Source organism: Streptomyces sp. MGP-BFMKR1, from assembly GCF_057766585.1.
This window is the reverse complement of sequence record NZ_CM173408.1, coordinates 6,890,709-6,909,570: the sequence shown is the minus strand read 5'-3', so window position 1 is coordinate 6,909,570 and position 18,862 is coordinate 6,890,709. Positions and strand designations below refer to the sequence as shown.

Here is an 18,862-nt window from a genome sequence, read left to right as displayed (position 1 = left end):
CGGGCCTCCACGAGATAAAGCCGCAGGTCGATTGCTCTGGTCCCCGCGCGTGCGGGGATGGCCCCTGGCCCGAGACCGTCCGCGTCCTGGTCACCGGCTGGTCCCCGCGCGTGCGGGGATGGCCCCTCGCTGAGGAACCGCGCGATCTCGCCCAACGACTGGTCCCCGCGCGCGCGGGGATGGCCCCTTCTCCTTGCGGAGAGAGACGTTGAAGCGTTCCTGGTCCCCGCGCGCGGGGATGGCCCCTGCGGGCACGACGCCACACCCTGCGGGGCATACCTGGTCCCCGCGCGTGCGGGGATGGCCCCGTCTCGACCGGCCAGTGCCGGCGCTCGGGCGTCTGGTCCCCGCGCGTGCGGGGATGGCCCCTTCACCGTGGGCTTCGGCGGGGGGTGGCGGGCTCTGGTCCCCGCGCGCGGGAAGGGCCCCAGAAAGGGCCGCCCCGGATGCAGCCCGGGAAGCTGGTCCCCCGCACGCGGGATGGCCCCCCGCCAACCACCAGGGTCGCAGCGCCCCCGGCAGGGTCCCGTCCCGTCCCGGCTCAGGTCACGGCGGGCGGCGTGGAGCGGATGGTCGGCGGGTGGCGCGGGTCGGGGACGGCGTCGCTCCAGCCGCCGGGGGCGGCGCGGCCCTGCTGTTCGCGGAAGCGGCCGGGCGCGATGCCGACCCGGCGGGTGAACAGCCGGTTGAAGTAGGCGGGGTCGTCGTAGCCGACCCGGCGGGCCACGGCGGCCACCGACAGTTCGGTGCCGACCAGCAGTTCCTTGGCCCGGCCGAGCCGGATGCCGAGCAGGTAGTCCTTGGGGCTCGCGCCGGCCGCGCGGCGCACCACCGCACGCAGTTCGGCCGCGGTCATGCCGTGCCGGGCGGCGTGTTCGGCGACCGACAGCGGCAGGAAGGCGTCGCGCGCCAGCGCGCGCAGCACCGGATCGGTGTCCCCCGCGGTGTCCGCGCGCGCCCGGCGCAGCGCGACCAGCAGTTCGTGCACGGCGGCGGAGGTCTCGACTTCGAGCAGCGGGTTGCCCGGCTGGGCGGCGCGGGTGATGCGGCCGATGGCGGCGCGGGCGGTGACCGTGTCGGTCAGGGCGACCACGGGCCGGTCGGGGTCGATGTAGCCCAGCTCGGTGTACGCGGCGACGGCCGTCCCCGTGAAGTCGACGAAGCTCTCGTCCCAGCCGGTGTCCCGGCTCGCCCCGTAGTGGTGCGGTACGCCCGGGGTGAGCCAGATCAGGGCGGGCGCGGTGACCGGGCGGCGGGTCCCGTCGGCGCCCTCGAACCAGCCGCTGCCCGCGCTTACCACCACCGCCACGTAGTGGTCGAGGACGCGCGGGCCGACCGTGGGCAGCGCGCCGTGCTGGAGGCCGACGCCGAGGCAGACCAGGCCGAGCTGGTGGTGGACCGGGGTGGGCATGAAGTACCGCATCCAGGTCCGGTAAGCGCGCTCCTCCACGGCCTGCCTCTCGTTCTGTCGCTGGATGACCGGTCCTCGGGGTACCAAGATCTTCTGCGCCACGTGGTCGACGGTATCCGGCCAGGGTGGCCGATGCCCCCGTCGCCCGGCCGGGCCGGGCTCCGCGGTGGGCCCCGAACGGACCGCACGCCCGAAGATCACCCACCGGACGCCTCGCCGCCAACCCCCGTTCATCCAACGGCCGCGCGCCGCCCTTGATGCCCACCACCGCCCGGGCGCCGCCCCGCTCCGTCCACCCAGCGCCGACCTTTGTCCATGGACCGGCCGCCGGTCGGCGGGCGAGGGTGTGGGCGTTGGCGGGCCGGGGAGCGAGAGGCGGTGCGGGGCGTGGCGGAGTTCGCGGTCACGGACGAGGGGTTCACCTGGGACGGGCGGCCGGTGCGGCTGCTTTCGGGGGCCGTGCACTACTTCCGGGTCCCCGAGGAGTACTGGGCGCACCGGCTGGCGATGGCCCGCGCGATGGGTCTGAACTGCGTGGAGACGTACGTGCCGTGGAACCTGCACGAGCCGCGGCGCGGCGAGTTCCGCGACGTGGCGGCGCTGGGCCGGTTCCTGGACGCGGCGCACGCGGCCGGCCTGTGGGCGATCGTGCGCCCGGGCCCGTACATCTGCGCCGAGTGGGAGAACGGCGGGCTGCCGCACTGGCTGACCGGGCCGCTGGGCTCGCGGGTCCGGACCCGCGATCCGGAGTTCCTGGCCGCGGTGGACGCCTGGTGCGAGCGGGTGCTCGCGCAGGTGGTGCCCCGGCAGGCGGACCGCGGCGGCCCGGTGGTCATGGTGCAGGTGGAGAACGAGTACGGCTCGTACGGCAGCGACCAGCGCTACCTGCGGCACCTGGCCGACGCGCTGCGACGGTGCGGGATGGGCGTGCCGCTGTTCACGTCGGACGGCCCCGAGGACCACATGCTCACCGGCGGCTCGCTGCCCGGGGTGCTGGCGACGGTGAACTTCGACGCGGGCGCGCGGGAGGCGTTCGCCGCGCTGCGCCGGCATCGGCCGCGCTCCCCGCTGATGTGCATGGAGTTCTGGTGCGGCTGGTTCACGCACTGGGGTGCCGAGCCGGTGACCCGGGACGCGGCGGAGGCGGCCGGGGCGCTGCGGGAGGTCCTGGAGTGCGGCGCGTCGGTCAACCTGTACATGGCACACGGCGGCACCAACTTCGGCGGCTGGGCCGGCGCCAACCGGGCCGGCGAGCTGCACGACGGGGCGCTGCGGCCCACCACGACCTCGTACGACTACGACGCGCCGATCGACGAGCGCGGCGCGCCGACGGAGAAGTTCTGGCGCTTCCGCGAGGTGCTCGCCGACCACGCGCCGGGCCCGCTGCCCGCGCCGCCGCCGGTCCCCCCGTCGCTGGGCCGGCCGGTCGCCGTGCGGCTCGACCGGTGGGCGCCGCTGGACGGCGTGCTCGACGCGCTGGGTGGGCCCGAGACGCACACCGCGACGCCGCCCACCTTCGAGGAGTTGGACGTGGACCGTGGCCTCGTCCGCTACCGGTTCGAGGTGCCGGGGCCGCGCGCGCCCTACCCGCTGCGCGTGCTCGGGCTGCGGGACCGCGCGCTGGTCACCGTGGACGGGGTGCGCGCCACCGTCCTTGACGAGCGGGACGCGCTGATCGGCGAGGTGGCCGGGCCCGCGACGGTGGACCTGTGGGTGGAGTCGCTGGGCCGGGTCAACTACGGCCCGCGGCTGGCCGAGCCGAAGGGCATCACCGGCGGCGTGCTGCACGAGCGGCAGTACCTGCACGGCGTACGGGCCAGGCCGTTGCGGCTCGACGCGGTCGAGCGGCCCGGGGCGCCGGCGCGGATCGCGTACCGGCCGGCGCCGGGGGGCGCGGAGCCCGGCCTGTTCGCCGGCTCCTTCGAGGTGGCCGCGCCGGGCGACGCGACGCTCGAACTGCCGGGCCTGGTACGCGGCTTCGCCTGGGTCAACGGTCGCTGCCTGGGCCGCTACTGGTCGCGCGGCCCGCAGCGCGGCCTGTACGTGCCGGGCCCGTGGTTGCGGGCGGGCCACAACGAGTTGCTGCTCCTCGAACTGGAGGGCACGCCCGCCGACGCCGACGCCCGGGCCGCCGGGCCCGCGCTGCTGAGCTGAGCGACGGGGAGCCGGCGGGGGCCGGCGGGCGCCGGCAGGACCCGGGCCGGGCGCGGGAGGTGGACGCGGAGGCCCCGCTTCGGCACCCTGCCTCCATGATCGCGAAACTCCAGTGCACCGTCATCGACTGCCCCGACCCCACGGCCATGGCGGGGTTCTACGGCACCATCCTCGGCTGGCAGCGCAACACCGACGACCCCGACTGGGTCACCCTCACCTCCCCCAGCGGCCAGCAGTTCGCCTTCCAACGCGTCGCGGACTACCACCCACCGCGCTGGCCCGACCCGGCCCACCCGCCGCGCTTCCACCTGGACCTGGAGGTGGAGACCCGGGAGGACGTGGAGCGGGCCCAGCGCGAGGTGGAGGCGCTGGGCGCCACCCTCGTCCACGACACGGGTGGCGCCCGCGCCGGCTTCCGCGTCTTCACCGACCCGGTGGGCCACCCCTTCTGCCTGTGCTACGGGCAGGGGCTGGGCCCCGAGCCGGCGGCCTGAGCGGGGCGGAGCCCTGACCGGGCGCCGGGAGCCCTGGCGGGGCGGGCGGACCGGGGCGCACGGGGCGGGACCGGGGCGCGTGGGGTCGGGCCGGGGCACGCGGGGTGAGGCCAGGGCGCGCGGGTCGGACCGGGGCACGCGAGCAGGGTGCCCGGAGCCGTGCCCGTACGCGACGGCGAGCGCCCGGCCGGCCGGCGTTCCCTCGGTGCCCGTGCGCCAGGTCGCCGGTCGGCGCGCTGGCGCACCAGCACGAGCCGTTCCGTGGCGCCTGGACCGACATGCGGGCGACGCGCTGCGCCATAGAAATACGGACAGGAGCAGCGGAAATAGAGACTCTTACCAATGAGCGAACGAAACAACAAGAGCTTGATGCATGTCTTTTGAAACATCGGCATGGAATTTTTTTGCCCAACTTGACCCGCTGCCGTTTTTGCTGGTCACTGGGCACGCAACTCGCTCGGTTGTGACCCTGATGCCGATAGTTACGGGCGTGATGCCGAACTCTGCCGTCAGGCGATTTGGCGAGATACGGAAACCCGATGCATCGTCAGGCCATGAACTCGCAGCCTGACTTCTGCCCTGCGTTCGAGCTGCGCATCGGCAGCATGATCCACGTCACCGTTCAGCGCGTCCCAGGTTGGCTCGTCAGCCTCATCACCGCAGCTGGCGGAGCTGTTGGCGCATATTGGTGGCAGCGTTAGGTCCCGGCAGGCCAGGGCCAGTTACGCGTCTTCGGCCGACCGGGGCCAGCGCGGGCCCCGGCCGGCCGAAGGCGCCAAGCCGCTCTCAGTCCAGTCTCGGCCCGGTCTCAGTCCAGCTCGCGCACCGTGAACGCGTCCAGGACGAACTCCGCCTTGCCGTCGTCCCCCACCTTCCGCAGGCCGACCCAGGCGTCGCCGTCGGACGGTGCCGTGAAGGTGTGGCGCCAGCGCGCCGGCGCCGTCGCCACCGGCAGCGGCGCGCGGCTCAGCTCGCGCGGCGCCGGCTCGTCCACGCCGGTGACCCACGCGTACTGGCCGGGCCGCTCGTTGGCGTAGCGGAAGGAGATCTCGTAGCGGCGCCCGGGGCGGAAGCGCACCGTGTGCGGGACGGTGCGGTAGACCAGTCCGCGGTTCTCGCCCCGGGACTTGAGGGACTGGCCGCCGTCGAGCACGTCGTCGACGGTCTTCCCGTTCCAGCCGCGCTGGGTGTACGGGGCGTGCCGCTGCGCGATGTGCGTGCGCGGGTCGTTGGTGCCGCCCGCGTCGCCCTTGACGAACGGGCCCCAGCCGTGCGGAACGTGCTCGAAGTCCTCGTGGACGAGCACGTCGCGGTCGTGGCCGCGCGGGTGGCGGGTGGGCACGACGCGCACGTTGTCGAATCGGACCCGGGCCGCGCCCGCCGCCGCGCGGAGCGTCAGCTCCACCGGGCCGCCGCCCTCGGGCACGGTGAAGCGGGTGAGCAGGCGTTGGAAGCGGGTGTCCTTCTTGCGGTCGGCGGCCACGTGGTTGACGGCGGTCGAGCGGTCGGCCCAGTTGCTGGCGGTGATGCCGTCGGCGGTGCGTACCTCCAGGGCGGCCCGGCGCCGCTCGCCGGCCCGCGCGCCGACCTCGACCTGCACGGACGCGGCGTACTCGCCTGGGGCGAGGCGGCCCAGCCGCTGCCCGACGGCGGCCGGCCCGCCGGCGTCGATGACCAGCTCGTAGTCGCCGCGCTCGCTGCGGGCCACCCGCGCCGGGCCGCTGACCCGCCAGCCGGCCAGCGTGCCGGCGTGGAAGCCGGGGTCGTGCACGGGCGTGTGCGCGCCCCAGTTCGGTGCGCTCTGACGCGGGGCGGTGTCGCGGTAGACGACGTAGGGCGTCGCGGCCTCGGCGGCCACGGTGACCTCGCCGCCGCGTACGGGCAGCCGGCCCACGCGCGCGCGGCCCTGGTCGGTGAGGCGGTAGAGGGTGACGTGTCGGGCGTGGGACCAGCCGCGCGGCAGGCGCCAGGTGGTGCTGCCGCCCCGCGGGTTGTAGTGGTAGAGCTTGGCCGGGTCGGCGGCGTCGCGCGGCTCCCAGGGCAACAGGTAGGCGCCGCCCGCGTAGACCACGCGGCCCGCGGTGGTGATGGTCCGCTGGCCTTCGGCGTCGGAGACGGTGGTCGCGCCGGGGCCGAAGAAGGTGATCTCGTGCGCGTGCCAGGACTTGATCGGGTACGCCTGGAGGTACTTGGCGGGCAGGCTGTCGGTCCAGATCTGCTGGTAGAAGGCGTTCCAGTCGACCTTGCCGACCCAGCCCTCGAAGTTGCCGGTGCGCGGGATGCCCAGCAGCGGTTCCCTGTCGGCGAAGACGTCCTTCTGGTGGTTGCGGACGAAGCGGATCAGCCGGGAGTTGATGCCGCGTGAGGTGTCGGGTCCGTAGTCGGTCTCGGTGGCCCAGTGCGACCACAGGGACGAGCGCTCAAGACCGTGGCCCCATTCGGTGGTCACGTGCCAGCCCTGCGCGCGAAGCTCGCGCTGGAGCCGGTCGGAGTTCCAGCCGGACTCCCGGAAGACGTCGATGTAGAGGGTGTTCAGGCCCGCGTCGGTCTCCTCGCGCAACTGCCGGAAGCGGCGCGCGATGTCGCCGGAGACCAGGTCGCGGCGGGCGTCGATGCGGTACGACTGGTCGAGCCAGTCCCACTGTTCGTCGTCCTTGTTCACCAGCGTCTCGGAGAACGCGCCTGCCACCGGGTACGCCTCGGTGGCGTTCACGTGCACGGCGAAGTCGCTGTTCCACCGCCTGCCCTCGCGCAATAGCGCGTTCAGGTCCCGCAGGCCGCCGGCGCGCTCGTTGTAGTTGCCGCCGTAGTCGGGGTGGGCCGAGTCGTGGCCCTCGGACGCGTACCCCTTGAGCAGCGTGTACTGCCGCAGCCCGTCGGTGGCCAGCGCGATCCGCTTGACGTTGTCGAGGGTCGCCAGGAACGGGTTGGTGGCCTGGCTGGCGAAGTTGAACGGGATGTGCGGTACCACCCGCAGGTGCTGTTCGTCGGCGCCCAGCGGGTTGACCATGATGTCGCGCAGGGCGATCGCCGCGTCCTGCCAGTCGACCCGCCCGTCGCCGCCACGGTCGCGGGTGACGATGACGGTGGCGTACGGCAGCGGCTCGGTCATCCGCTCCGGCGCGCCCGCCGCGCGGTAGGTCCACTGGCCGCAGGCGAGTTGGGCTTTGGTGTAGCCGTCCCGGCGCACCGTCTGCCGCCACAGCCGGCCGTTGTCCCAGGTGGCGCCGGGTGTCCCCGCCGGCAGGTCGAAGACGGTGTTGGTCTCGATGGCCGCGCCGATGCGGTCGGTGGCCACGACGGCGTATGCGCAGCCGACCGGCTCGGGGTCGACCGGGGTCGCGTCGCTCACCTCGATCAGGGTGTCACCGCTCTTCGCCCGGTCCAGTTCGATCCGGGCGGCGAGCAGCGTGGCCCCCGGCTGGTCGCCGCGCACGCTGAGCAGCGCGAGGTCGGGGACGCGCAGCGTGCCCACGGGCAGCTCCGGCGCCTCGGCGATGTGGGTGACCCGCCAGTCCACGCGCCAGTCGGTGACCCGGATCTCCACGGTGATCTCGGTGCCCGCCGCGAAGGCCAGCGTGTAGACGGCCCGGTCCGCGCCCGCCACGCAGGTCACCGTGGGCGTGTGCGCGACCCCGTCGACGAGGACGGTGGCGACCGGGTCCTCCTGGCCGTGCAGGACGGCCCCGGTGGCGCGGTCCACGTACGCCACGACGCGCGGGAATCCGGCGTCCACCCGCACCTCCAGGGCCGCGGAACGCAGCCGCAGCGGACCGCGCGGCCGGCGCCGTGGCGCGCCGGGCGCGCCGTGCGCGGCGGTGCCCAGCGGCGCGAGCGCGGTGCCCACGCCGACCAGTGCCGTCCCCGCCACCAGCGTTCTCCTGGCCGGCCGCCCCGTCCCCTGCTCTCGTGCGCTCTCCGATGCCACGGTGTGCTCCTCACGTCGCCGGTTCCTGGTGTGGGGACACTCTGGGCCGCGTCCGTGGGGGTCGCGATGGACAAAGCCGGGGCGGCTGTTGGACTAAGGCCGTGGGACGCGGGGCGCCCTTGGGCGCGTGCGGGGGGCGACTGGCCGCCGGCCCAGGCCCGGTAGCCGGCGGTCGGCGATACCTCAGCGAATCTGGGCGTGCGGCCAGAGCAGGCCGTCCTCGGTGCAGATGACCACCCAGTGCCCCGGTCTCGGGGTGCCGATGACCTCGACGCGTTCAAGGCCCGGCTTGTCCGGCCGGTCGCTCCGCTTCCTGACGTCCCGTCCGTGGAAGAAGTGGAGGGGCACGGTGAGTGGGGGCAACATGGGCCGTTCCTCCTCCAGCGGGATTCCATCGGGTTCACCCCGCATGGACGACGCCTCGGGCGCACCGTCGTACCGCAGCCACGCGAACGGGTGTTGCATCACGATCTCGCCGATGCCGTCGGACCTGCCCTCTACCACGAACCCGGTCTCCATCACCATCGAGACGGCGTACAGGCCAGAGCCGTACAGCACGCGGCGCAGGCGACGAAACCTCCGAGTGTCCTGGATGTGAAGGAGCGTCTGGCACAGCGAGAAGAGAAAGGCCAAGCCGAGGGTTACGCGGGAGCCGCGTTCGTACCAGGTGTCGCCAGTCAGGGCACCCGACACCGCTGCCAGCGAGACGAGGGTCGACAGCCACAGCAGGGCCCGCCAGGCAGCCGTCCTGAGACGCCGGTAGACCCGGTCGGTCTTGTACTCCTCGATGGTGGACTTTGGCGCGTGAAGCGTGCCCGGCCAACGCCCCTGAGACCTGGCCTGGTGGAAGGCGCGCACCTGCCACTCCTGCCACTCCACGGTGCCCGCGTCGTCCGGCAAGACGAACGCGACGGTGCCGCCCGAGGTGTCGGCGCGCAGGTCCGTCACCTTGCGGCCCGTTTCGCGGGGGTGGACGGCGTGCCACGTGACGGCCGCCCGGCTGTACAGCTCGGCGGTGGCGGGTGCGCCATCGGCCGCCGCGGTGATCTCTTCGCGGCGGGTCGTCAGGAACGCTCCGTACTGGGGCAGACGGACGAGCAGGAGACCGCTGAAGTCGGTGTACGTGGCCAGCGGGGCCCGGAGGCCGTCGGGGTCGGTGTAGACCGGGCGTACGTCGAGGGGAAGGGCATCACCTCCGGCGGTGTGGCCCGGACCGGCCGCCCCCTCCCGTTCGGCCGGCCGCTGCGGGCGTCGCGCGAGGGGAATGGCGCCGACCGCGGCTTCCGTCTTCATATGCGGGGTCTGCCCGGAGGCCAGAAGCCGGCGGTGGACGTACTGGAAGACGTCGTACGCCGTGACCAGGTCGTCCCAGCCAGAGGCACCGGTTCTCAGCCCGGCGACCAGGTGCCGGGTAAAGGGGCTGGCCGCGCCCGCCCGCTCGGCGTCGGCGGAGGTGTCCGCACTGCTGGAGCTGGTCATCACGAACCGACCGTGCCCCGCCAACTGGGCCGCGGGGTCTGTTCCCTTCACGGCGGCGGCGCCGCTGAAGCAGCAGTCCAGGATGACGACGATCGACCGCGCCGCGCACCCGTCGATCAGCGCGTTGATGAACTCAAGGTCGACGGAACGCGCCTGAAGACGTCCGACCGTGGTGTCGCGCGCGCACAGGCGCAACCTGTTGCGGAGGTCGAGGAGGCCGTGCCCGCTGTAGTAGAGGAAGAGCTGTTCGTGCGGCAGCGCGCGCCCGAAGAACTCCTCCAGTTCGTCCCTGATGTGCTGTGCGGTCTGTTCCAGGACCGTCCCCACCGCGTCGGCCTCGTGCAGACCCGTCTCGGGATCCGTCAGGGCCGCGGCCAGCAGGGGAACGTCCGTCGGCGGCCCGAGGAGGGTACGCAGCCGGTCGGGGTCACGGGGGAACGCGGAGTTGCCGATCAGGAGCGCTCGGTATGCCCTGCCCGACTCAGTCACCCGGAGCGCCGTTCTGGTCGTCCGGCTCGCCGGGGGTTGGCGAGTCCCCCGCCGCCGCGCGCAGGCCATGCTCCAGCGCGCTGCGGAGGGTGTCGTTGTCGATGGTGGTGCCCGTTACGGTGAATTCGCCGCGCCGACCGTCAACGGTCCAGGTCAGACGCACACTTCGGCCGCGATCACGCTTGAGCCACGCGACGAGCGCCGCCACCAGCCCGGCGACGATGCCGGGGCCCGTGAGGTGGAGCACCACATCGGAGAGCGCCCCCTTGGCCCCCGAGACCGGCTCGGAGCGACGCACCACACGGCCCGCCGCCTCTTCGAGTGCGCTATGCAGGAGAAGTACCTGGCTCCGCCAGCGGGCGTCGTCTTCGTCGAAGCGGTCGCTCCGAGCCGCTAAGTGAACCTCCGCCATGGTTTCGCCCGCCCCCCCATGCCCCGGTCTCCTGCCGTTTGTAGCACGAGGTGTGGGCCACCTGGCAGCCTCGTGCCGTCTGTGCTGGGCCCGCGGCTGGTATATCCAGCGGCGCATCAGTCATCTGCGCACCGTCCTGCGTGAGGCGGCCCCGCTCGTGAATATCGGCGTCTGACTGCTGGCTGCTCCCGTAGCGGTACTGAGCCCCGGCGATTCGTCGCCGGGGCTCAGTACCGCGGTTGATCTGCCCTGTGAGCCGGGACGCAGCCGCTCAGCGTTGTTCTTCGGCGGGCTCCCTGGCCACCATCGGCTACCGCCCGCCGCCGCCGGTCGCCGGCCCCGGCCTCACCTCAGGTGGCGGTCCAGGAACCGGCACGTGTCCTCCAGCTCGAAGGGCGGGGTGCCGGTGTGTCCACCGAGGTTGGCGTGCAGCGTCTTCTCCTCGCTGCCGAAGGCGTCGAAGAGGTCCAGGGCCCGCTGCCGGGGGTTGCCCTCGTCGTCCCACTGGAGCAGGAACAGCAGCGGGATGGTGAGCCGCCGGGCCTCCTCGCGCTGGGCCCGGGGCACGTACCCGCCGGCGAAGAGGCCGGCGGCCATGACGCGCGGCTCGGCCACGGCGAGGGCGATGCCGAGGGCGGCCCAGCCGCCGGAGTACCCGACCGGGCCGTCGGTCTCGGGCAGCTCCAGGAGGGCGGCCAGGGTGGACCGCCACTCCGGGACGGCGTTCTCGACCAGCGGGCCGACGACGGATTCGAGGATCTCGTCGGCCGGTTCGCCGGCCCGCAGCGCCCGCCGCAGGTCGGCGCGGGCCCGTTCGTCGGCGGCGGACCGGGGGCGGTCGCCGCACCCGGCGGCGTCGATGGTGGCCACGGCGTACCCGCGCGCCGCGGTGTACCGGGCCCGGGCGACAAGCCGGGGGTCCGCCTTGGGCAGGCCGTTGTTGTGGGACATCAGGACCAGTGGGGCCGGAGTGGTCCGCGGTGTCCACAGGGTGCCGGGGGTCTCGCCGAGGGTGAACTCGCGTTCGCGGACGCCGTCGGCGAGCCGCTGTTCGGAAGTGACGTGCATGGTCGTGTCCTTACGGGAGTGCGCGTGAGCGGCGCTCCCGGACGACCTGTCGCCCGACCGTGACCCCGAAGGGGAGCACCCATGTCGATACTGCGTTCACGGGTACCACCTCCTCGTTCCTTCGCACGGCCGCCAGGAGGCTAGCAACGACCGCCGTGGCCGCCAACGGGTTTTCGCCCCGGGGCCCTGGGCTCCGGACTTTCGGCTCCGGGCCGGCCGCCGCGCCATGCGAGAGACCGGCGCTACCCGGGAGGCCGGCACGGCCCGGGAGGCCGACATAGCCCAAGAGGCCGGCGCCGGCCCGGGAGGCCACCCCCGTGGCGCCCGCCCACGGGCCGCGGGCCCCGCCCGCACGGGTACGGGTCCCGCCCGCACGGACGCGGGCCCGCTGGCCGGGGCTTCCGGGGGAGTTACGTGGGCCAACCAGGGGGAGCGGCGACGTACCGGGTGTTCCGGGGCCTTCGGTGGGAACCCGTGGGCTGTTGTTGCCCCGTACCCGGGGCGCCGCGAGGCGGCCCCGGCGGTCAGGAGGACTTGTGAGCGATCCAGTCGAGAAGCACCCCCGCCCCGAATTCCCCGAGCAGGACCAGGCCCACCCGGGCTGGACCGGTCCGATGGACCCGCCGCCCGACCACGGCGAGGACTCCTACCAGGGCAGCGCCCTGCTGACGGACCGCGTGACGATCATCACCGGCGGCGACTCGGGGATCGGCCGCGCGGTGGCCCTCGCCTTCGCCCGCGAGGGCGCCGACGTGCTCTTCACCCACCTGGCGGAGGAACGGTCGGAGGCCGAGCGGACGGTCGAGCTGGTGACGGAGGCCGGCCGGCGGGCCGTACCGGTCGAGTGCGACCTGCGCTACGAGGAGCAGTGCCAGGCGGTGATCGACCGCGCGCTGTCGGAGTTCGGTCGGATCGACGTCCTGGTGAACAACGCCGCCTACCAGATGAGCCAGCCGGACGGCATCGAGGCGATCACCACCGAGCAGTTCGACCGGGTGCTGCGCACCAACCTGTACGCGCTGTTCTGGCTGTCGAAGATGGCGCTCCCGCACCTGCCCGCGGGCGGCTCCATCATCAACACCACCTCCGTGCAGGCGTACAAGCCCAGCCCGCACCTGCTCGACTACGCCACCACCAAGGGCGCCATTGTCACCTTCACGCAGGGGCTGGCGCAGATGGTCGCCGAGCGCGGTATCCGGGTCAACGCGGTGGCGCCGGGGCCGGTGTGGACGCCGCTGATCCCGGCGACGCTGCCGGAGACGGCCGAGTTCGGCAAGCAGTCGCCCCTCGGGCGGCCGGCCCAGCCCGCCGAGATGGCGCCCGCCTACGTCTTCCTCGCCTCCGACCGGGCCAGCTACATCACCGCGGAGGTCGTGAACGCCACCGGCGGCACTCCCCTGCCGTAACCGCCGCCGCCCCAGAACGCACCACTCGGAGAGGAATGCCGTGTCCATCAAGGTGTCCGACTACGTCCTGCAACGGCTGCGCGCGTGGGAGGTGGAGCACGTCTTCGCGTACGCCGGCGACGGCATCAACGGCCTGCTGGCCGCCTGGGAGCGGGCCGACAACCAGCCCCGGTTCGTCCAGGCCCGGCACGAGGAGATGGCCGCCTTCCAGGCCGTGGGGTACGCCAAGTTCTCCGGCAAGGTCGGGGTGTGCGCCGCGACCTCGGGGCCGGGGGCGATCCACCTGCTGAACGGGCTCTACGACGCCAAGCTGGACCACGTGCCGGTGGTGGCGATCGTCGGGCAGACCAACCGCAGCGCGATGGGCGGCTCGTATCAGCAGGAGGTCGACCTGCTGAGCCTGTACAAGGACGTGGCCGCCGAGTTCTGCGAGATGGTGACCGTTCCCGAGCAGTTGCCGAACGTCCTCGACCGGGCGATGCGCACCGCCTACGCCAAGCGCACCGTGACCGCCGTGATCATCCCCGCCGACGTGCAGGAGCTGGACTACACGCCGCCGCAGCACGCCTTCAAGATGGTCCCCTCCAGCCTCGGTGTCAGCTCGTACGCGCCCGTCCCGGGCGACGCCGAGCTGGACCGGGCGGCCGAGGTGCTCAACGCCGGCGAGAAGGTGGCCATCCTCGTCGGACAGGGCGCCCGGGGCGCGCGGGCCGAGGTGGAGCAGGTCACGGAGGCGCTCGGCGCGGGCGTGGCCAAGGCGCTGCTCGGCAAGGACGCGCTGCCCGACGACCTGCCGTACGTGACCGGCGCGATCGGCCTGCTGGGCACCCGCCCGAGCTACGAGCTGATGCAGGGGTGCGACACGCTCCTGGTGATCGGTTCCAGCTTCCCGTACAGCCAGTTCCTGCCCGAGTACGACCAGGCCCGGGCGGTGCAGATCGACATCGACCCGTTCATGGTCGGGCTGCGGTACCCGTTCGAGGTCAACCTGGTCGGCGACGCGCGGGAGACCCTCGCCCGGCTGCTGCCGCGCCTGACGCGGAAGAAGCACGGGTCGTGGCGGAAGAAGATCGAGAAGAACACCGCCCGCTGGTGGGAGGTGATGGAGCGGCGGGCGGCCGTGGAGGCCGATCCCGTCAACCCGGAGTACGTCGTGCACGCCCTGGACGCGGTGCTGCCGGACGACGTGATCCTGACCGCCGACTCGGGCTCCGCCGCCAACTGGTACGCGCGCCACCTGCGGCTGCGCGGGACCATGCGCGGCTCGCTCTCCGGCACGCTGGCGACCATGGGTCCCGGCGTGCCGTACGCGATCGGCGCGAAGTTCGCCTATCCGGACCGCCCCGCGCTGGCCCTGGTCGGCGACGGGGCGATGCAGATGAACGGCATGGCGGAGCTGATCACCGCCGCCAAGTACTGGCAGGACTGGTCCGACCCGCGACTGATCGTCGCCGTTCTCAACAACGGGGACCTCAACCAGGTCACCTGGGAGATGCGCGCCATGTCGGGCGCCCCGCAGTTCCTGCCGTCGCAGGCCATCCCCGACGTGCCGTACGCGGACTTCGCCCGCTCCATCGGCCTGGACGGGGCGCGGGTGGAGAAGCCGGCCGAGGTCGCGGCAGCCTGGCAGCGGGCGCTCGCCGCGGACCGGCCGTTCGTCCTGGACTTCCGGGTGGACCCGGCCGTGCCGCCGATCCCGCCGCACGCGACGCTGGACCAGATCGAGGCCGCGGCGGCCTCCCTCATCAAGGGCGACAGCGACCGCGGCGCGGTGCTGCGGCAGGGGCTGAAGGCCAAGGTGCAGGAGATGCTGCCGGGCGGTCACGACTGACGCCGGCCCACGCGGCCCGGTCCCGTGGGCGCTCCCGAGCGCCCACGGGGCCGGGCCGTCGGCGGGACCGGTGGTCAGCGAGGCCAAGGGCCAGCGGGACCGGTGGTCACGGGCGGCCCGGCTGGTCGCGGTCGTCCTCCGCGTCCCGCGCGGCGTCGCCCCGGTCGGTGTCGGGAGCCAGCTCGTACAGCAGTTGCTTGCTCTCCACCAGCAGGGCGCCGCTGACCGTGGTCGCCCCGAAGCGCTGGTGCCGGAAGTCGTCGACGAACTGGTCGTACAGGGCCCAGGCCCGGTCGCGGCTACGCCGCGCCTCCGCCTGATCGGGCCGCTCCCCGCGCAGCGAGCGCTCGGCGTTGGCGCACAGGCTCGCCACCTCGGCGACGAGATCGGCGTACCGGCTCAGGAACGCGCTCTCCGGCACCACGAGGCGGGCCTCCTCGCCCGCCGTGCCCTCCAGGGAGCGCGCGATGGCGGTCAGGTGGCCGGCGACGCGCGTCCAGCGGGCGTCCTCCTCGGCCGGCGGTGGGGCGGGGCCGACGCGGCGCAGCCGCCAGCCGGGGTTGGCCCGCGCGCTCTCCGCGGTCCACTGCCGGGCCTCCGCCAGTTCCCGGGAGAGCTGTTCGAGCCGCCGGGCGCGGTCGTGCCACTGCGCGGCGTCCGCGGCGGTCCACTCGTCCCGCAGCGCGTCGGCCATGGTCCCCAGGAGTTCGGCGCTCTCGTGCATCAGGCGCAGCAGCCGCTCGTGCACGCTGCGCAGGTGCACCGGCGGCAGCACCAGGGCGTTGACGCCGATGCCGATGACGGCGCCGATCAGGCACTCCAACAGGCGGTGGCCGACCGCGTTCAGCGAGTAGGCCCCGTAGGTGATCACGAACAGGGCGGTGGTGGCGCCGTAGAGCCCCTGTGCCCCCAGCCGGCGGTAGGTGCCGAACAGGACCAGCACCGGCAGCGCGATGACCATGGCGCCCAGCGTGTTGCCGCCGGTCATGGCCATCGCCGCCGACGCCCACAGGGTTCCCGCCATGATCACGCCGAGTTGCTGGACGCCGGACCGCAGGGAGCGGTAGACGGTGGCCTCGACCAGGGCCAACGCCGTCCACGGGGCCAGCAGCGCGAGCGGGGCCTTCAGCCACCAGCCCGTCAGCGCCCACGCCGCGATGGCCGCGCCCGCCGCCTTGAGCGCCTGCGTCATGGTGTCCCGCTCGGGGCCCGACTGCCGCACGGCGAGGCGCGCGCTGCGCCAGGCCGCCTCCACCTCCGCCCGCAGCCGGTCGCCCACGGTCATCAGCCTGTCGCCGGTCGACAACGGCGCCTCCTCCGCGTAGTCAACGCACCCGAGTGTCCACGACCGCGCGCTCCCGTCCGCCGGGCCACGCCCGACCGCGCCGGTCCGAGACCGTGGGTACCCCGACCGCCCCGTTCCAGCCCTCCCCCACGCGCACCGCGCCCGAGGTCCGGCCCATCGTGGCCGCCCGACAACGCCCGGACGGGTCGCGCGCCGGCGTGGGACGATGCGCCGATGGAATCGGAACTGTCGTTCGGGGACGGGTTACGGGCCACGCTGGGCCAGCCCCGTGACCCCCGCCTGCTGGACAGCAGCCCGCGGTCGCGGGTGTGGCGCGTGGAGCTGGCCGCCGGGCCCGCGGTGGTCAAGCAGGTCGTCGGCGGGGCCGACGCCGACGAGCGGTACGCGCGCGAGGTGGCCGCGCTGGAGCTGGCCGGCGCGGCCGACGAACCCGTGGTGCCCGCGGTGTGGGGCACCGATCCCGGCGAGCGGGTGCTGGTCATGGCGTACGTCCCGCACCGGCGGCCGGCCGCCGGCTGGATCGTCCGCTACGCCAGGGCGCTGGCCGCGCTGCACGCCAGCGGCGGGCCCGAGGTCGTCGACGCGCTGCCCCGCTGGCAGGGCCCGGACGACGCCGACGTCGACTCCTTCCTCGCGCTGGCCGACACGCTCGGGGCCCGCGCCGACCCCGGCGTGGCCGCCGAGTTGCGCGCGCTGACCCGCCGGCTGGTCGCGGCCCCCGGGCGGGCGCTGCTGCACGGCGACCCGTGCCCCGGCAACGACCTGCACACGGCGGACGGGGTCACCTTCATCGACCTCGAAGGGGCGTCCTGGGGCAGCGGCCTGGTGGAGCTGGCGTACCTGCGCGTCGGCTTCCCCACCTGTTGGTGCGTCACCTCCGCCTCCCCCGCGCTGCTGGAGCGGGCGGAGCGGGCCTACGCGGCGACCTGGCGCGCCCGTACCGGTACCGACCTGCGCGTCGACCTCGTCGACGCCTGCGCCGGCTGGCTCATCAGGGGCGACGCCCTGGTCGAGCGGGCCCACCGGGGCACCGTCGACCAGTTGGCCCGGCTCCCGCACGAGGACTGGACGTGGGGCACCGTCTCGGCCCGGGAGCGGCTGGCGCACCGGTTGGCGGTGGTGGCCGAACTGGCGCGCGGGCGCGCGGAGGTGCGCGGGTTGGCCGCGCTCTGTGCCGAGCTGCGCGACCGGATGCTCGCTCACTGGCCCACGCTGCGCCCGGCCCCGGCCCGCCGCCCGTAACACGGCGGGCCCGCGCCGTTTCCCGCCCTGCCGGCAGCGCGACGAGGCGCGCTCGCGCGTGCTGGCCGCCGCGGAGGAACTGTTCCACCAGGGCGGCGCGTGAGGTCCGGCCGGCCCCGCCACGCGCGCACGGGCCGCGCCCGTCGGCGCGGCCCGTGCGGTGGTGCGACGTACTCGTTCCACTGGCCCGAAGGGGCCGCCGGTCCGTGCGGTGCCGCGTCGCGCGCCGTGGGGCGATGCCCGTCGCGCGGGCCCGTGGGCGCTGGGTACGCGGCGCCGCCCGGCGCCGGGAGGGCGCTAGCCGAGCTGGCTGGCGGCGCTCTTGATGGCCGTGGCGAAGTGGCTCACCTGCGTGTAGACACCGGGCTTGCCGGCGCGCGCGCAACCCTCGCCCCAGCTCACGATGCCGACCTGGACCCAGGCACCGGCGCCGTCCTTGCGGAACATCGGGCCACCGGAGTCACCCTGGCAGGTGTCCACGCCGCCCTGCTGGAGGCCGGCGCAGATCTCCTCGGCGGCGATCAGGCCGCTGTACGAGCCACCGGCGGCCTTGCAGGTGGCGTCGCTGATGAAGGGCACCTTGGCCTTGAGCAGGTAGCGCTGCTGCGCGCCGCCCTCGCGGTTGGCGCCCCAACCCGCGATGTCGAAGGTGCCGTTGTCGTACGCCGTGGTGGTGGCGATGTTCAGCGTCGGCAGGTTGATGGGCTTGGCCAGCTTGATGAGGGCCCAGTCCTTGCCGTTGCCGTTGTAGCCGGGGGCCTGCAGCACGTGGGTGGACCTGACCTTGATGGCGCTGGTGCTCTGCAGGTCGACCGAGCCCGCGGTGGCGGTGATGCTGGTGTTGGGGCCGCTGCCGTCCACGCAGTGGGCGGCGGTCAGGACGATGTCCTTGGCGTACAGGGAGCCGCCACAGCCCATCGACAGGCGGACCATGAACGGGAACTCGCCCTGGGCCGCGCGGGTGCCGCCCACGACCCGGGTGCTCGGGCCGCTCGGGTCGCTCTGGGCTATCGCGGTGCTGGGGCTCATGCTGATGGCGGCGAGGGCGACGGCGCCCGCGGCGATGCATCTCTTGACGTGCTTGAAGATCTTCAACGGATGTCCTCTCGTGGGTGGTTGGCGCACAATTGGCAGAATCATGACAACCAGAATCCGGACACCGCTGCCATAGAACATCCGTTGAGACAGAGCAGCGGACCGCACAACATCCGGACTCAATGGAGCGAGACCGTGAAAGTGCCGCTCGAATTATGTGGAGCTTTGAGACACGGTGGCAAGGGCTGAGTTCCGGACACCGCAGAAGATCTTCCGGACAGTTCCGAGAGGGCGTGCGTGATTCCCACGGATTGCGGGGCATGCCCATCGATCGGCGCCACCGGGAATTCCGATAAACGGACGCACGCTCGCACCGCACGCCATTCGCCGCGACAGCGCGAGGCCGAACCATCCGACCGGATAGCCGCGTTCCGCATGAACGGCGCAGCTCAGGGCCTTGACATCGGAGAGCGGAAACGACCGCGCCGCGGGCCCGCACACCTCACCCGGGCCGGAGTGCCCATCCTCCGCGGACGCGACAACGCGCCGCGTAAAGGCGCTTTCCCGCAATGTGGCGGTGGGCCGCGACGGGGCCGTAACGGAAATG

The 18,862-nt window shown here is 73.6% G+C and carries 12 protein-coding genes; 5 read left to right on the top strand and 7 right to left on the bottom strand.

What is annotated here, in order from left to right; all coding sequences use genetic code 11:
- Positions 1-541: 541 nt before the first annotated feature.
- Positions 542-1,423 carry a helix-turn-helix domain-containing protein gene (locus AC3CHW_RS27695; RefSeq protein ID WP_488471187.1) on the bottom strand — a complete coding sequence of 294 codons (882 nt, stop codon included), beginning with the start codon at positions 1,421-1,423 and terminating at the stop codon, positions 542-544.
- 375 nt (positions 1,424-1,798) lie between these two features.
- Here AC3CHW_RS27695 and AC3CHW_RS27690 point away from each other — a divergent pair, with 375 nt between their 5' ends.
- Both AC3CHW_RS27690 and AC3CHW_RS27685 read left to right on the top strand, forming a co-directional pair.
- Positions 1,799-3,565, top strand: coding sequence for a glycoside hydrolase family 35 protein (locus tag AC3CHW_RS27690; RefSeq protein WP_488468265.1), 1,767 nt, complete (start codon positions 1,799-1,801; stop codon positions 3,563-3,565).
- A 95-nt stretch (positions 3,566-3,660) separates the two neighbouring features.
- On the top strand, positions 3,661-4,059 hold the full coding sequence (locus AC3CHW_RS27685) for a VOC family protein (RefSeq protein WP_488468264.1): 399 nt from the start codon (positions 3,661-3,663) through the stop codon (positions 4,057-4,059).
- 808 nt (positions 4,060-4,867) lie between these two features.
- Here the strand turns inward: AC3CHW_RS27685 and AC3CHW_RS27680 are convergent.
- From AC3CHW_RS27680 to AC3CHW_RS27665, 4 genes are all read right to left on the bottom strand, one after another.
- Positions 4,868-7,987 (bottom strand): endo-alpha-N-acetylgalactosaminidase family protein, encoded by a 3,120-nt coding sequence (locus tag AC3CHW_RS27680; RefSeq protein ID WP_488468263.1) that lies wholly within the window; start codon positions 7,985-7,987, stop codon positions 4,868-4,870.
- A 183-nt stretch (positions 7,988-8,170) separates the two neighbouring features.
- On the bottom strand, positions 8,171-9,955 hold the full coding sequence (locus AC3CHW_RS27675; protein WP_488468262.1) for a caspase family protein: 1,785 nt from the start codon (positions 9,953-9,955) through the stop codon (positions 8,171-8,173).
- Complete coding sequence (locus AC3CHW_RS27670; RefSeq protein WP_488468261.1) at positions 9,948-10,367, bottom strand: effector-associated constant component EACC1; 420 nt, start codon at positions 10,365-10,367, stop codon at positions 9,948-9,950. Before AC3CHW_RS27670 ends, AC3CHW_RS27675 begins: the two co-directional genes overlap by 8 nt.
- A gap of 345 nt (positions 10,368-10,712) precedes the next feature.
- Entirely contained in the window at positions 10,713-11,435 is a 723-nt protein-coding gene (locus AC3CHW_RS27665) for a dienelactone hydrolase family protein (RefSeq protein ID WP_488468260.1), read from the bottom strand.
- Between the two features lie 536 nt (positions 11,436-11,971).
- Here AC3CHW_RS27665 and AC3CHW_RS27660 point away from each other — a divergent pair.
- Positions 11,972-12,841, top strand: coding sequence for an SDR family oxidoreductase (locus AC3CHW_RS27660; protein WP_198427397.1), 870 nt, complete (start codon positions 11,972-11,974; stop codon positions 12,839-12,841).
- Positions 12,842-12,881: 40 nt separating this feature from the next.
- Complete coding sequence (locus AC3CHW_RS27655; RefSeq protein ID WP_488468259.1) at positions 12,882-14,672, top strand: thiamine pyrophosphate-requiring protein; 1,791 nt, start codon at positions 12,882-12,884, stop codon at positions 14,670-14,672.
- 106 nt (positions 14,673-14,778) lie between these two features.
- Here AC3CHW_RS27655 and AC3CHW_RS27650 read toward each other — a convergent pair whose 3' ends face one another.
- Positions 14,779-15,978, bottom strand: coding sequence for an FUSC family protein (locus tag AC3CHW_RS27650; RefSeq protein WP_398609798.1), 1,200 nt, complete (start codon positions 15,976-15,978; stop codon positions 14,779-14,781).
- A gap of 213 nt (positions 15,979-16,191) precedes the next feature.
- On the opposite strand from AC3CHW_RS27650, the gene AC3CHW_RS27645 reads away from it, so the two are divergent.
- Positions 16,192-17,220 carry an aminoglycoside phosphotransferase family protein gene (locus tag AC3CHW_RS27645; RefSeq protein ID WP_488468258.1) on the top strand — a complete coding sequence of 343 codons (1,029 nt, stop codon included), beginning with the start codon at positions 16,192-16,194 and terminating at the stop codon, positions 17,218-17,220.
- 297 nt (positions 17,221-17,517) lie between these two features.
- Here AC3CHW_RS27645 and AC3CHW_RS27640 read toward each other — a convergent pair whose 3' ends face one another.
- Complete coding sequence (locus tag AC3CHW_RS27640; protein WP_197996018.1) at positions 17,518-18,249, bottom strand: S1 family peptidase; 732 nt, start codon at positions 18,247-18,249, stop codon at positions 17,518-17,520.
- Between the last annotated feature and the right edge of the window lie 613 nt (positions 18,250-18,862).